Source organism: Allobosea sp. FBZP-16, from assembly GCF_002831785.1.
Lineage (GTDB): Bacteria > Pseudomonadota > Alphaproteobacteria > Rhizobiales > Beijerinckiaceae > Allobosea > Allobosea lupini.
On the sequence record NZ_LNCQ01000059.1, the window covers coordinates 47,657 to 61,749 of the forward strand.

Below are 14,093 nucleotides of genomic sequence, written 5' to 3' on the forward strand. Positions count from 1 at the left end.
ATGTCCGAGAATTCGATCAAGACTGCCCTCGTCACCGGGGCCGCGCGCGGGATCGGGCTCGCGACGGCCAAGCGCTTCCTCGCCGACAACTGGCGCGTTGCCTTGCTCGACATCGACGAGCCGGAACTCGCCAAGGCGATGGCCGATCTCGACGCGCCGACGGCGACGATGTCGATCGGTTGCGATGTTGCTATTCCCGGGCAGGTCGCCGAAGCGGTCGATGCGGTGGTCGAGCGCTTCGGACGGCTCGATGCCCTCGTCAACAATGCCGGCACCGCCGTGTTCAAGCCATTACTGGAGACGACCTACGCCGAGTGGCAGCGCGTCCTCGCAGTCAATCTCGACGGCCCCTTCCTGACGACGCAGGCGGCCGCGTCGGTGATGGCGGACAATGGCGGCGGCGCCATCGTCAACATCACCTCGATCTCGGGTTTGCGCGCCTCGACGCTGCGCGTCGCCTACGGAACCAGCAAGGCGGCACTCGCCCATCTCACCAAGCAGCAGGCGGCTGAGCTCGCCGGCCTCGGCATCCGCGTCAATGCCGTCGCGCCCGGCCCGGTCGAGACCGCCATGGCCAAGGCCGTGCACTCGCCTGAGATTCGCGCCGACTATCACGACGCGATCCCGCTCGCCCGTTATGGTGCGGAAGAAGAACTCGCCGAAGCGATCTTCTTCCTGTGCAGCGAGCGGGCGAGCTACATCACAGGACAGGTACTCGCGGTCGACGGCGGCTTCGATGCGGTCGGCATCGGCTTGCCGACGCTGCGTGGGCAAAGGCGCAATCGCTAGCCCAGCAGCCCGGCCAGCGCCTCCTTCAGCGTGACCTTGCCGCGGCGCGTCTCGCCGACATCCTCGAAACCGGCGCGCCCGGCGTTCATGGCGTCGTAGAGCCCGGCGAGCTCGCGCGCATGGCTTGCGCTCAAGCCCGCGGCGACGAGCCCCGGTTCCCATTCCGCGCGCGGCGTCGGCACCGCAATGACCGGCTTGCCGAGCAGGTCGCCGAGCGCTTGTGCGGCCTCTTCGGACGAATACTCCGCTGGCCCCTTCAGGTTGACGATGCGCTCGCCGGCATGCGGACGGGCAAGCTCGACGGCCGCCTGCCGGCCGACATCGAGTCCGGAGACCGTCTCGCCGGCGGCGTCGAGCGGTTGGCGCATGCTCGGCAGGATGCCGTGCTCGGCCGCGACAGCAAGAACGCTGCCCCAATTCTCCATGAATTCGGTGGCGCGGATGAAGGTCAGTGACGGAGCCGCCCCACGCAGCGCCTGCTCGAAATCGTGCAGCGCCCTGACGATGCCGGTGCCCTCCGTGCGATGTGCACCGCTCGACGACAGCGCCACCACATGCGGCACCCCGGCGCGGCGGATCGCCTCGGCGATCGCTGCGCCGTTCCTTGCTGCCGCAGCGAAAACGTCCTCGGCGGCGTGGGGCACGGGGTTGAGGACATAGGCCGACTCGGCGCCGGCAAAGGCGGCCGTCAGCGCCTCGACATCGTCGAGATCGGCCTTTGCAAGAACGGCCCCTTTGTCGGCCAGCGCCGTGGCACGGCCCGGCTCTCGGACGATCGCCTTGACCGTCTGTCCTGCTGCAAGAGCAGCCGCCAAAGCCGCGCCGCCCGTCTGTCCCGTCGCTCCCAAGATCGCAAACATCGTGTTCTCCATCGGTTGATGGAGACGAGGTAACAGGGCAGTATCGAAGACGTAAGTACGCACAATTTTTATACTTGATTGGAGCCGCCGATGCGCCCCTCGCTCAAGGACATCCCCTATGTCTGGTGCCCGGTAGAGGCGACGATCGACGTGATCGGCGGCAAGTGGAAGGCGCTGATCCTGTTCCAGCTGACGCAGGGGCCGCGCCGCTTCAACGCGCTGCGCCGGCTGCTGCCGCATGTGACGCAGCGGATGATGACCTTGCAGCTGCGGGCGCTGGAGGAGGACGGCATCATCTCGCGCAGCGTGCAGGAGACGGTGCCCCCCAAGGTCGAATATGCGCTGACCGAGCGGGGCTGGGCGCTGGCGCCGATCTTCGAGGCGATGACGCTGTGGGGACAGGCGCATGGCGCGCGCCGCTCGGCGCCGGCCTGAGCCGGCGGCAACATTCCGCTTGCGCCGCCCCCGGAACGGCGCGAACCTGCCCTCCGACATCCCTCTTCGACGGCCGCCCGACCCTGTCGGGCCTGTGCGACCGCCGCCTTTCCGGCGTGGGCGCTCCATTCCCGTTCCCGCCGGTCAACCGCCGCCCCGGACGGGAAGCCGTCTAGGCCCTCGTCCGTGCGCGGCCAGAACCGAAGGAGGACGACATGGCTGCGAGCGCCAGCACTGGAGGAAACCCGTCCGGCGTCAGAGGCAGGGGGCCGCGATGCATCGCGATCGTCGGTCCCTTCCAGAGCGGCAAGACCAGCCTGTTCGAGAGCATATTGGAGCGTTGCGGCGCCGTTTCACGCGCCGGCTCGGTCAAGAGCAGGAACAGCGTCGGCGATGCCTCACCCGAGGCGCGCGCTCACCAGATGAGCACCGAGCCCAATGTCGCCACCGTCGACTTCATGGGCGAGCGCTACACCTTCATCGACTGCCCGGGCTCTGTCGAATTCCTCCAGGAGATGCGTCATGTCCTGCCGGCGGTCGACGCCGCGGTCGTGGTCTGCGAGGCCGATGACCGCAAGGCGCCGGCGCTCGAGCTGGTGCTGCGCGAGCTCGAGGAGGCCGATATTCCGCGCTTCCTCTTCCTCAACAAGATCGATTCCGCCTCGCGGCGCGTGCGCGAGACGCTCGGATTGCTGCAGCGCGCCTCGCGCACGCCGCTGCTGCTGAGACAGATCCCGATCTGGCAAGGCGGTATCGCCGTCGGCTTCATCGATCTCGCGCTGGAGCGGGCCTTCATCTACCGCGAGCATGCGCCGAGCGAGATCGTGCCGCTGGCGCCCGAGGAAGTCGAACGCGAGCGCGATGCCCGTTTCTCCATGCTGGAGAAGCTCGCCGATTATGACGACACCCTGATGGAGGATCTGCTCGGCGATATCGAGCCGCCGCGCGACCTGATCTTCGACGATCTCGCCCGCGAACTGAAAGAGCGTCATGTCGTCCCGGTGCTGATCGGCGCGGCCGAGCGCGGCAACGGGGTCACTCGCCTGCTCAAGGCGCTGCGGCACGAGGCGCCGTCCCTGGACGTGACGCGTGGACGGATCGGCGTGGTCGACAGCGGCACGCCGCTCGCGCTGGTCATGAAGACCTGGCAGTGCGGCCAGGGTGGCAAGCTCTCGCTGGCACGTGTGCTGCGCGGCCGGATGGCCGAAGGCGACGTGATCACCTCGTCCGGCGGCGTCGAGGCCCGCATCGCCAGCGTGCTCGAACTCAAGGGCGCCGAGCAGCAGCGCCGCCCGGCAGCGGAGGAGGGCGAGACCGTTGCTTTCGCCCGGCTGGAAGGTGTGCGCACCGGCGACGCAATCGCGGTCGGCAAGGTCCGGCCCGATGTCGTCAGCGCCGTCGCGCCGCCCGAGCCGGTCCATGCACTCTCGGTCGGCGTCAAGGATCGCAAGGATGATGTCAGGCTCACGACCGGCCTCGCCAAGCTGGTCGAGGAGGATCCGGCGCTCGCCCTCGAGCATCGTCCGGAGTTCGGCGAGATGCGCCTGTCCGGCCAGGGCGAGATGCACTTGCGCGTCGCGCTCGAACGGCTCGCGGGGCGCTATGGCGTCAATGTCGACAGCGGCGCGACGCAGATCGGCTATCGCGAGACCCTGCGCGGCAAGGCCAGCGCTCGAGGCCGGCATCGCAAGCAGAGCGGCGGCCATGGCCAGTTCGGCGATGTCGTGCTGGAGATCGCGCCGCTGCCGCGTGGCGAAGGCATCCGCTTCGTCGACCGGATCACCGGCGGCGTCGTGCCGAAGCAGTACATCTCCTCGGTCGAGGCGGGCGTGCGCGACTACTGCCAGCGTGGCCCGCTCGGCTTCCCGCTCGTCGACATCGAGGTGACACTGACCGACGGCTCCTACCATACGGTCGATTCCTCCGACATGGCCTTCCGCCAGGCGGCGCGGATCGCGATGGGCGAGGCCTGCCCGCAGGCCAGGCCCGTGCTGCTGGAGCCCATCCTGGCGGTCGAGATCGTGATTCCCTCGGATGCGATGTCGCGGGCCTCGGCGATCGTCTCGGCCAGGCGCGGCCAGATCCTTGGCTATGATGCGCGGCCGGGCTGGCGCGGCTGGGACCAGATCAACGCGCTGATGCCTGAGGCCGAGATGGGCGGCTTGATCGTCGAGTTGCGCTCGGCGACAGCGGGTGTCGGCACCTTCAGCGCCCGCTTCGACCATCTCGCCGAGCTCGCCGGCAAGCCGGCCGACGCGGTGGTCGCGGCGCAGGCGCTGGTGCAGGCACGCTAGAGCCCGCCTGAGCCAGACAGCGCCGCAAATCGGCGGACTGGAGATATTTAGACTAAAGTCTACGAACTAAAAGATGATGATGCTTCCCCGGCCAGGCCGTTCAAGCCTGACCGGGCTGCGCCCTGGCCTCGCGGTGGCGCCTGGCTTACAGGCTGGTCGAATGCCGCCTTTATCGAGTTGCAGTAAGAAGGTTTATATGTAAACTTTCGAGCGGCGGGTGCTTGCGCCCGCCGCTAGGCTTGCGCAGTGTAGTGCAGGACAATCAGAAGGTGCGGGTCGTGACCGGCGGACAGCCGGGCGTCCGCCGCGCGGCATCCAGGCCCGGCAACAGGGCGGACCGCAAAGGGGAGGATGGGGATGACGGTTCTTTCCGCGGCTCAGGCGACATCGGATGCGCGCCCCTGGCTGGCGCATTATCCGCCGGCCGTGCCGCCGGTGATCGACGAAGCCGGTGTCGGCACGCTTGCCGACCTGATCCGCAATGCCTGCGAGACCTATGCCGATCGCCAGGCCTTCGAGAGCTTCGGCAAGTCGATCACTTTCGCCGAGGTCGGGCGCGCCGCGCGCGCCTTCGCCGCCTGGCTGCAGGCGCAGGGCTTCAAGAAGGGCGACCGCATCGCGCTGATGATGCCGAACATCCTCGCCTATCCGGCGACGATCTTCGGTGCGCTGATCGGCGGCTTCACCGTCGTCAACGTCAACCCGCTCTACACCGCCCGCGAGCTGGCGCATCAGGTCAACGACGCCGAAGCGCGCGCGCTGGTGGTGATCGAGAACTTCGCCCATGTCGTCGAGGAGGCGCGGCCCAACCTCAAGCTCGACGCGATCCTCATCGCCACTGCCGGCGACCTGATGGGGTTCAAGGGGACGATCGTCAATTTCGTCGCTCGCAAGATCAAGAAGGTGGTGAAGCCCTACAATCTGCCGGGTTCGGTGTCGCTCAAGAGCGTCTTGGCCCAGACGGGGACGATGAGCCCGGTCACGATCGCGCCCGGGGACGTCGCCTTCCTGCAATACACCGGCGGCACCACCGGCGTCTCCAAAGGCGCGACGCTGACGCACCACAACGTCGCCTCCAATGTCGCGCAATGCGCGCTCTGGCTCGGCTGGCAGCTCGAGGCGCCGCATGGCCGCAGCGACTATCAGCATGTCATGGTGACGGCACTGCCGCTCTACCACATCTTCGCCCTGACCTGCTGCTGCATGTTCATGCTGCGCATCGGCGCCAAGAGCCTCCTGATCGCCAATCCGCGCGACATCGCCGGCTTCATCAAGATCCTGAAGGCGAGCCGGTTCACGCTCTTCTCGGGCGTCAATACGCTCTACAACGCGCTCGCCAGCCATCCCGAGATCAAGGACGTGAACTTCTCGGAGCTCAGCTTCGCCATTGCCGGCGGCATGGCGACCCAGGCCGCCGTGGCCAAGCGCTGGAAGGAGGTCACCGGCCGGCCGATCATCGAGGGATACGGCCTCTCGGAGACATCGCCGGTCGCCTCGGTCAACCGCACCGACATCACCGAGTTCAGCGGCACGATCGGCTACCCGCTGCCCTCGACCGACTTCGCCATCCGCGACGCCGAGGGCAACGACGTGGCGACCGGAGAAGCCGGGGAGATCTGCATCCGCGGGCCGCAGGTGATGGCCGGCTACTGGAACCGGCCGGACGAGACCGCCAAGGTGATGACGGCGGACGGCTATTTCCGCTCCGGCGACGTCGGCATCTTCCTGCCGGACGGGCAGATCAAGGTCGTCGACCGAATGAAGGACATGGTTCTGGTCTCCGGGTTCAATGTCTACCCGAACGAGGTCGAGGACGTGCTCGCCAAGCATCCCGGCGTGCTCGAATCGGCCGTGATCGGCCTGCCGGACGAGCATTCCGGCGAGGCGGTGACCGCCTTCGTGGTCAAGCGTGATGCGGCCGTCACCGCCGAGGATCTGCGTGCCTTCTGCAAGGAGAACCTGACCGGCTACAAGGTCCCCAAGCAGATCATCTTCCGCGAGGCGCTGCCCAAGACCAACGTCGGCAAGGTGCTGCGCCGGGCGCTGCGCGAGGAGATCGCTGCGCAGAAGGGGTGAACCCCCACCTTCATCGTGAGGAGACCGCGTTAGAGGCCGCCTCGAAGGTTGAAGTCCCGGGCAGTAGCGGGCCTATTCCGGCGCATGGATGGTCGCGCGCAGGGCCTTGAACTGCGGCAAAGCAGCGGCGAGGCTGGCCGGGGCGGTGGCGCAGATCAGGGCGGTGCGGCCCTTGGCCGTCTCCAGGGTCGAGGTGAACATGCGCACATTCTGCGCGTTCGGCCCGGCCTTGGGCGTCACGACCAGCTCGATGCCGGTGAAGCCCTGGTGTTCGAACAGCTTGAGGTCGGACACGGTGCCGATCGTCTCGAACATCTCGCGATAGAGCTGCTGCCATTCCGGCCTGGTCATCTGCTCGTTGACGATGTCGCGCGTCAGCTGCGCGTTCTGCGTGGAGGGCTTGAAGCCGAGCGTGCAGAGATGGCCGGTGCTGTTCACCGCCTTGGGCGTGCCGGTCTTCGAGGAGATGTCGATCGTCACGTCGAATTGCGGATGCGGCTTGCCGGCTTCCGCCTTGAAGCCGGCCGGCGGCGAAACCGAGAGGCCGCTCACGGAATCGCCATAGGATTGCGCGGCGGCGCTGGCGGCGGACAGGATGGCTGCGAGGGCGGCGGACAGGCGAAGCGATCTGGTCATGGTCACGGGCTAGTTCCCGATTGCGACGGCAGCGAGACGGATGAAACGCTGCCGGCTATGGCCGGGGAGGGGGGCCGGGTCAAGCCGCGAGCAATGATTTGCCGCTCCGGGCATGGCTGGTCACCCCCAGGATCTGACCGGGCGCGACGCTGTGGCCGAAGCGCACCAGCGTGAAATCCTCGGCCCGGCCGGTATCGCCGCGCTCGGTCAGGACCGAGAGCGGCCGGCCGATACGGGCGGAAAGATGCCGGCCATGGGCCGCCTCCGCGGCTTCCCGCAGGCGGGCCGCGCGTTCCTTGATTTCGCCGCCGGCGACCTGCGGCATGCGTGCCGCCGGCGTGCCGGGCCGCGGCGAAAACGGGAAGCCGTGGACATAGGACAGGCCGCACTCCTCGATCAGTGCGAGCGTGCGCGCGAACATCGCCTCGTCCTCGGTCGGGAACCCTGCGATCAGATCGGCGCCGAAGGCGATGTCGGGGCGTAGAGCCCGCATCTCCTTGCAGAAGATGATCGCTTCGGCGCGGCTGTGGCGGCGCTTCATCCGCTTCAGCACGAGGTCGTCGCCCGATTGCAGCGACAGATGCAGATGCGGCATCAACCGCGGCTCGTCGGCAATGAGATCGCGCAGATCGTCATCGACCTCGACAGCGTCGAGCGAGGACAGGCGCAGGCGCTTCAGCTCGGGCAGCGCCGCGAGGATCGCGCCGACGAGAGCGCCGAGCGTCGGTCCGTCCGAGCGCTCCCGGCCATAGCTCGTCAGGTCGACCCCGGTCAGCACGATCTCGCTCGCCCCTTCCGCGACGAGACGGCGGGCCTGCACGATGACCTCGGCGGCATCAGCCGAGCGGGCATTGCCACGCCCGAGCGGGATGACGCAGAAGGTGCAGCGATGGTCGCAGCCGTTCTGCACCTGCAGGAAGCCGCGCGTATGCTGGCCGAGCGCCTGCGTGCGCTGCGGAGAGGCATCGCGTGCCTGCATGATGTCGCCGACCACGATCTTGCTCGTCACATCGGCCGACGGGCCAGCCCGCAGGCTGTTCGAGCTCGCGAGGGTCCGCCAGCGCGCCGGGTCGAGCTTCTCGGCATTGCCGAGCACCCGCGTCACCTCCGGCATGGCGGCAAAGCGTGCGGGCTCGATCTGCGCGGCGCAGCCGGTGACGACGATCGGCCGCTCGGGCCTCTGGCGGGCGAGCCGGCGGATCGCCTGGCTGGCCTGGCGCACGGCTTCCGCCGTCACCGCGCATGTATTGATCACCGCGATCTCGGAGAGGCCGGCAGCCAGCGCCTGCCGCTCGATCGTCTCGCTCTCGACGAGGTTCAGCCGGCAGCCGAAGGTGACGAGCTCCACGCCCATCAGGCGACGGCGGCGAAGAGGCCGGGCTCCAGCACGCCGTCCCAGTCGAGCGCGGCCGGCCCGGTCATCAGCACATGGCCGTCGCTTTCGCGCCATTCGATGACGAGGTCGCCGCCGGGCAGGCTGACGGTCGCCTTGCGCTCGGAGAGCTCGCGGCGCACAGCCGCGACCAGCGCGGCACAGGCGCCCGAGCCGCAGGCCCGGGTAATGCCGGCGCCGCGCTCCCAGACCCGCAGCACGATATGGTCCGGCGCCTTGACCGCGGCGAGGCCGATATTGGCGCGGTCCGGAAAGATCGGGTGGTTCTCCAGCAGCGGGCCGATCTGCTCGAGATTGAAGCGATAGGGATCGTCGACGAAGAACACGGCGTGCGGATTGCCCATGCTGACGCCGCAGGGCGTGTGCAGGATCGGATCGTCGATCGGCCCGATCTGCAGTTCGAAGCGGCTGGTGTCCTCGAAGGGCTCGGCCAGCGGGATCTCGTCCCAAGCCAGGCGCGGCGCGCCCATGTCAACGGTGAAGACGGCCTCCGACAGACGCGCCACCGGCAGCAGCCCGGCCTTGGTCTGCAGCAGGAGCCCGTCGCGGCCGGCCTGGCCCATCCCAGGGTCGGCGGTCATCGCCCAGGCGACGCAGCGCGTGCCGTTGCCACAGGCGCCGGCCTCGGAGCCGTCGGTGTTGTAGATGCGGACATAGGCGTCGATGCCCGCCGCCTTTGCGTCGTGCAGGACCATTAACTGGTCGAAGCGGGTGCGCTCCTGGCTGGCGATGGCGCGCGCCTCGGCCTCGGAGACGACATGCTTCGTCCCGCGCAGATCGAGCACGGTGATCTCGTTGCCGAGCCCGTTCATCTTGAGGAACCGGCGATTGGCGAGGGCGTTCATATCGTCACAAGTCCATGATGCTGGCGGTATATGAGCGCGATGCCGAAAAATTGCCACCCTTCGCGATCTTCCTGCCGTTACGGGATCAGCGTAGTTTGCGGCACGGCGCGAATCGGTCGTGTCAGCTCGGGATATTCGGGTATGCGGCAGTCGAGATTCAGCGCGCTCCTTCTTGCGCTCGCCTTTGCCTGTCCTGCTGCCGCGCAGACGCGCGTGGCGCCGCCGACTGCCGTGGAGAGCACGCCGCTCGCCGCGCCGCCGGGGACCGCGACTCCGGCGCAGAATGCCCAGCAGGCGCCGACCCAGAGCCAGGGCGGTCAGCCGGTTCAGGCCGAACCGCAGCCGGTGCAGCCGCCGCCGGCGCTTCAATCACCCGTGACGCCGCAGCCGGTCCAGCCCGCTCCTGCGGCGCCGGCCGAGCCGCAACCCGTCCAGCCGCCCCCGACTCTGCCCAGCCCGCAGCCGGCGCCGCCTGTGCAGCAACAGCAGACCGGCACGCCAGACTCGAATGCGACGCTCGCCGGCAAGAAGGGCGACCCCTCCGATGTCGACGAGGTGCAGCTGACGGCCAAGCCGGTATTGCTCTTCGCCGGGCAGGCGAGCTGGGATCAGGGTTTCCAGAAACTGGGGGAGACGATCGCTCTCCTGCGGGCCGAGGCCGACAAGGCCGGGCTCAAGGTCGCGGGCCGGCCGCTCAGCCTGTTCGTCGAGACCGACGACAACGGCTTTAAGTTCGAGGCGATGCTGCCGGTCGACAAGCCGGCTGCCACGGCGCTGGCGAATGGCGTGCGCAACGGCCAGTCACCGGTCGGTCGCGCGCTGCGCTTCGTCCACACCGCTCCCTATGACGATATCGATTCGACCTATGAGACGATCACGGCCTATCTCGAGGCCAAGAACATCGTCGTGAAGGACGCTTTCCTCGAAGAATATGTCAGCGATCTCAAGGACGCCGGGGACCCGAACCTCGAGATCAACGTTTACGTCCAGCCGAAATAGGGCATACGTCTAAGATAACGACGTGGTCACCCCGGACAAGCGGCGGTAGCCGCGCCGATCCGGGATCCATGCCTGAGCCTATCCGAAAAGGGTTCCGGGTTTCCCTCCGGTCGCCCGGGCCGACCGAGTCGAGTTAGGGGTTCACGCCTCCCACACCAGCCCGGGCCGCATCGGCCGGAAGCGTTCCTCGGGCAATCCAGCCTGCTGCAGCGCGACCGTAAGCGCCTCGGGTGGGCGGGTGACGCCTTCGTCCGTGAGCTGGAAAGTGCCCCAATGGTGACCGAGCGCCTGCTCGGCGCGCAGAGAGCGCATCACCTTGACCGCTTCCTCGGGGTTCATGTGGTTGTCGCTCATGAACCAGCGCGGCTCATAGGCGCCGATCGGCAGCGCCGCCAGGCGGAACGGGCCGTGCTCCCGGCCGAGCCGCTCATAGAGCGAGCCGTCATGATAGCCGGTATCGCCGATATGGAAGAGCTTGCCGCCCGGAGTCTCGATCACGAAGGAGCACCACAGCGCCATGCGCCGGTCGAAGGCGCCGCGCGCCGACCAGTGATAGCTCGGCACCAGCGTGGTCGCGACCTTGTCGGACAATTCGAGCCGCGTATCCCAGTCATGCGCCTCGGCGCGAACGCTCGCCTCGCGTGCCTTGACGATCACATCGTTGCCGAGCGGCATGATCATGCGCGGGTTGTCGCGCGCATGGACCTGCGCCAGCGTCTCGACGTCGAGATGGTCGTAATGGTTGTGCGTCACCAGCACGACGTCGATCTTCGGCAAGTCGGCGAAGGCGACACCGGGAGCGTTCACGCGCTTGGGCCCGAAGAAGGAGAACGGGCTGGCGCGTTCGGAAAAGACCGGGTCGATCAGGATGTTGAGGCCGGCGACCTGGTAGAGGAAGGAGGCGTGGCCGAGATGGACGACGCGCAAGCCTTCGACGCGGGCCGGCGGCTTGTCCTGCGGCGGTGCCTCGTACTGCTCCGGGAAGGCCTCGCGCTCGCGGTTCGAGAACTGCCAGCGCAATACATCGGCCAAGCCCTTGGTGACCGGCCGGCCGTCCGTGAAGACCAGACCGTCGAAATGGTCGCTGACCGGGCCCTGGTAATAGGGATTGCGCGAGCGCGCATAGGAGGCCCAGGCGAAACCGGAGGAGCCGAGAAGGGCGGGGATGCCGAGAAGGCGCAGAAGCTTGCGGCGTGTCATGGCATAGTCAGGTCGTGCGCGTATCGCGCAGCGTCAAGACCGCGCCGTCGGTTTCAAGACAACTTGATCGCCATCGCGTGCAGCCAGCGTGTCGGCTCCTGGTCGTAGCCGCCGCCCAGATCCTCCTCGATATCGATGCGGTTCCAGCTGCCGTGGCCGTAGGCCGTGCGCAGCCAGTCGGCATCCGGATAGTTGTAGTAGCGGCCGAAGCGGTCGCGGCCTTCCGCCTCGCCGGCCTTGTAGCTGGCGTAGAAGACGCCGCCCGGCCGCAAGGCCCGGTGCACTCTCGCGACGATGCCGGGCAGGGCCGGCCGCGGGACATGCAGCAGACAGGCATTGGCCCAGACCCCGTCGAAGGCAGCTTCTGCCACGAGGTCTTCGAACAGCAGCACGGAGACCGGCCGGCCGAGGCGCTTTTGCGCCTGTGCGGCGAGTTCGGGCGAGCCGTCGGTCGGGCTGACGTCGAGGCCGAGCCTGAGCAGGGCTTCGCTGTCCTGGCCACCGCCGCAGCCGAGTTCGAGCACCTGGCCGCCCGTTGGTATGATTTCGGTGAAGCGTCGCAACCGCGCCTCGCCGAGTTCGCGGGCGCGCCCGGCATAGACCTGTGCCTCGGCCGCGTAGAAGCCGAGCGTATCCGCGTCGCGTCCGCTCATGCGTGAGCCCTCAGTTGCTGCCCGAGCGCACCGCGACGGTGGCGATGCCGGCGCCGATCAGCAGCGTGCCGCCGGCCTTGTTGAACAGACCTATCGCACGGGGATTGCCGACAAGCGTGCGGGCGCGCGAGGCGATCAGCGCGTAGCCGAAGGCGTTGGCGAAGGCGAGGGTGATGAAGGTCGCCTCGAAGATCAGCATCTGCGTCCAGAAATCCGCCTTCGGATCGAGGAACTGCGGCAGGAAGGCGACGAAGAAGGTGATGCTCTTTGGGTTCAGCGCCGTCACCAGCCAGGCATGGCCGAGCATTTTCAGCGCCGAGCTTGCGTCCCGGCGCGGTTTGGCATCGAGACTGCCGCCGGCCCGAAAGAGCTTGACGCCGAGATAGATCAGATAGGCCGCGCCCGCCCATTTCAACGCGGTGAAGATCGTCGCCGAGGTCGCCAGCAGCGCACCGACGCCGAGCATGGACAAGGTCATCGCGGTGAAGTCGCCGAGCGCGACGCCGACCGCCATCGGCAGTGCCGTGCGCCAGCCCTGGCCGAGCGCATAGGAGATCACCAAGAGGATGGTCGGCCCGGGGATCACGAGGAGGACCGCGGTGGCGGCGGCGAAGGCGGCCCAGGCTTCGAAGGTCATGGTGTAGAGGCTCCGCTAAAAACCAGAGCCATCACCAGGACGGGATGTTTGTAAAGGGCTATTTTGCGCGCAGATAGCCGCTCATTGCCGTGATTACGTCGACAAGTTGCCCGTCGTCGACGCGGCCGATCGCCTGCGCATGGCGAGCCTCGATCGTGGCGATCTTGCAGGGGCGGATCGTCGATGGCGCCGGCAGGCCCGCTTCGCGGTATCGCGCTCCCAGTGGCACGTCACCCGGCCAGGGGCGGTTCTCGGCGCTCGTGATCATCGCGACCCAGAGTAGTGCCTCGCCGTCTCCAATGCCGCCGGCCGACACGACCAACGCTGGCCGATGCTGGCGCGTCGCGCGATCGGTATAGGGAAAGGGGACGCGGACGACGTCGCCCTGCTCAAAGACCGGCATAAGCCTTCCGATCCGCCTCGCTGTCCCATTCGCCGAACGTCGCGAATGGGTCTTCGGCAGCCGGCGAGGTCGCCTTGCTGATCACGACATGATCGTCGGCGATAACATAGGCGATCTCGTCGCCATCCCTGAGCTTGAGGGCGGCGCGGACTGGTTGCGGGATCGTCGTCTGCGCCTTGCTCGTCAGCTTGCTCGTGATCATAGCAACCTCCTGTTGGATAGGTAAGGAATTTCCTTTCTTTCTGCAATCCATCCGCGATGACGTCCTAAAGCGGCGCCCCCCAACGGAAGGTCGTTGTCCCGCTGCCGCGCGCCGGCACCAGGGGCCCTGCCGACATCTCCTGCCGCTTCTCCGGATCGCCCGCCAGTACAAGCGTCCACCACGCGCCGTAGCGGGTCTGCGGGTTCTTTGCGAGGGCAAGGCCGATGCGCGTCGCCTGCGGCATCGACAGGTTGGCTTCGTGGCCGGAGGATTTCTTCCAGCCGTCGAAGGCCTCTTGCGTCGAGTAGTAGCCGGCGCCGAGATTCTCCGCGGCGCGCACCGTGTCGAGGCCGGCGGCGCTGACGCGGGAATTGAAGCTGCCGGCGGCGCTGTGGGAAAGGTCGTCGCTGGCGGCCATCGCGTCGGACTGGCGCTGGGCCATCGTAGTCAGCGTGGAATCGAGCCTCACTGGGCCGAGGCCCTTGCCGGCGCGATAGGCGTTGAGGATGCGCACCGCCTCGGCCGGATCGGCCTTCACTGCGGCGAGGCGCTCGATCTTGCGCGGGCTCGGCGCCGTGGTCTCGCGTTGCGTTCCGGCACAACCGGCCAGAAGCAGGGCGATCAGGAGGGCTGTGCCCGAATGCTTCGTCATCTATGGGGGGATCCTGTCA

General features: G+C 67.7%; 15 protein-coding genes. 5 read left to right on the forward strand and 10 right to left on the reverse strand.

Annotation, left to right across the window (positions count from 1 at the left end; all coding sequences use genetic code 11):
- Nucleotides 1–789, forward strand: a complete 789-nt coding sequence (locus CXY91_RS28820; RefSeq protein WP_091831530.1) for an SDR family NAD(P)-dependent oxidoreductase — start codon at nt 1–3, stop codon at nt 787–789.
- On the opposite strand, the gene CXY91_RS28825 is transcribed toward CXY91_RS28820, so the two are convergent.
- Nucleotides 786–1,649 carry an NmrA family NAD(P)-binding protein gene (locus tag CXY91_RS28825; RefSeq protein WP_158673643.1) on the reverse strand — a complete coding sequence of 288 codons (864 nt, stop codon included), beginning with the start codon at nt 1,647–1,649 and terminating at the stop codon, nt 786–788. The two genes, CXY91_RS28820 and CXY91_RS28825, sit on opposite strands and share 4 nt — an antisense overlap.
- A 90-nt stretch (nt 1,650–1,739) precedes the next feature.
- On the opposite strand from CXY91_RS28825, the gene CXY91_RS28830 reads away from it, so the two are divergent.
- The 3 genes from CXY91_RS28830 (at nt 1,740) to CXY91_RS28840 (ending at nt 6,454) form a co-directional block, all read left to right on the forward strand.
- Nucleotides 1,740–2,084 (forward strand): winged helix-turn-helix transcriptional regulator, encoded by a 345-nt coding sequence (locus CXY91_RS28830; RefSeq protein ID WP_091831526.1) that lies wholly within the window; start codon nt 1,740–1,742, stop codon nt 2,082–2,084.
- Nucleotides 2,085–2,299: 215 nt separating this feature from the next.
- A complete protein-coding gene (locus tag CXY91_RS28835; protein ID WP_100965397.1) occupies nt 2,300–4,378 on the forward strand; it encodes an elongation factor G in 2,079 nt (692 codons plus the stop codon).
- 357 nt (nt 4,379–4,735) lie between these two features.
- Entirely contained in the window at nt 4,736–6,454 is a 1,719-nt protein-coding gene (locus tag CXY91_RS28840) for an AMP-binding protein (protein ID WP_100965398.1), read from the forward strand.
- Nucleotides 6,455–6,526: 72 nt separating this feature from the next.
- Here CXY91_RS28840 and CXY91_RS28845 read toward each other — a convergent pair whose 3' ends face one another.
- The 3 genes from CXY91_RS28845 to dapF form a co-directional block, all read right to left on the reverse strand.
- On the reverse strand, nt 6,527–7,096 hold the full coding sequence (locus CXY91_RS28845; protein ID WP_158673644.1) for a hypothetical protein: 570 nt from the start codon (nt 7,094–7,096) through the stop codon (nt 6,527–6,529).
- Nucleotides 7,097–7,169: 73 nt separating this feature from the next.
- Nucleotides 7,170–8,444 carry a tRNA (N(6)-L-threonylcarbamoyladenosine(37)-C(2))-methylthiotransferase MtaB gene (gene mtaB, locus CXY91_RS28850; protein ID WP_100965400.1) on the reverse strand — a complete coding sequence of 425 codons (1,275 nt, stop codon included), beginning with the start codon at nt 8,442–8,444 and terminating at the stop codon, nt 7,170–7,172.
- A complete protein-coding gene (gene dapF / locus CXY91_RS28855; protein WP_100965401.1) occupies nt 8,444–9,328 on the reverse strand; it encodes a diaminopimelate epimerase in 885 nt (294 codons plus the stop codon). Before dapF ends, mtaB begins: the two co-directional genes overlap by 1 nt.
- 213 nt (nt 9,329–9,541) lie before the next feature.
- Between dapF and CXY91_RS31195 the strand changes: the two genes are divergently transcribed.
- The gene (locus tag CXY91_RS31195; RefSeq protein WP_158673645.1) at nt 9,542–10,327 is read left to right on the forward strand and encodes a GyrI-like domain-containing protein; all 786 of its coding nucleotides are present in this window, start codon (nt 9,542–9,544) and stop codon (nt 10,325–10,327) included.
- 141 nt (nt 10,328–10,468) lie between these two features.
- Here the strand turns inward: CXY91_RS31195 and CXY91_RS28865 are convergent, their stop codons facing one another.
- The 6 genes from CXY91_RS28865 to CXY91_RS28890 all read right to left on the reverse strand — a co-directional run bounded on the left by CXY91_RS28865 (nt 10,469) and on the right by CXY91_RS28890 (nt 14,074).
- Nucleotides 10,469–11,527, reverse strand: coding sequence for an MBL fold metallo-hydrolase (locus CXY91_RS28865; RefSeq protein ID WP_100965403.1), 1,059 nt, complete (start codon nt 11,525–11,527; stop codon nt 10,469–10,471).
- Between the two features lie 53 nt (nt 11,528–11,580).
- Nucleotides 11,581–12,180, reverse strand: a complete 600-nt coding sequence (locus CXY91_RS28870; RefSeq protein WP_100965404.1) for a class I SAM-dependent methyltransferase — start codon at nt 12,178–12,180, stop codon at nt 11,581–11,583.
- A 10-nt stretch (nt 12,181–12,190) separates the two neighbouring features.
- On the reverse strand, nt 12,191–12,817 hold the full coding sequence (locus CXY91_RS28875) for a LysE family translocator (protein ID WP_100965405.1): 627 nt from the start codon (nt 12,815–12,817) through the stop codon (nt 12,191–12,193).
- 58 nt (nt 12,818–12,875) lie between these two features.
- Nucleotides 12,876–13,220, reverse strand: coding sequence for a type II toxin-antitoxin system PemK/MazF family toxin (locus CXY91_RS28880; protein WP_091831505.1), 345 nt, complete (start codon nt 13,218–13,220; stop codon nt 12,876–12,878).
- The gene (locus CXY91_RS28885) at nt 13,207–13,422 is read right to left on the reverse strand and encodes an AbrB/MazE/SpoVT family DNA-binding domain-containing protein (protein WP_091831502.1); all 216 of its coding nucleotides are present in this window, start codon (nt 13,420–13,422) and stop codon (nt 13,207–13,209) included. Before CXY91_RS28885 ends, CXY91_RS28880 begins: the two co-directional genes overlap by 14 nt.
- A gap of 64 nt (nt 13,423–13,486) precedes the next feature.
- The gene (locus CXY91_RS28890) at nt 13,487–14,074 is read right to left on the reverse strand and encodes a CAP domain-containing protein (protein ID WP_091831500.1); all 588 of its coding nucleotides are present in this window, start codon (nt 14,072–14,074) and stop codon (nt 13,487–13,489) included.
- Nucleotides 14,075–14,093: the final 19 nt, after the last annotated feature.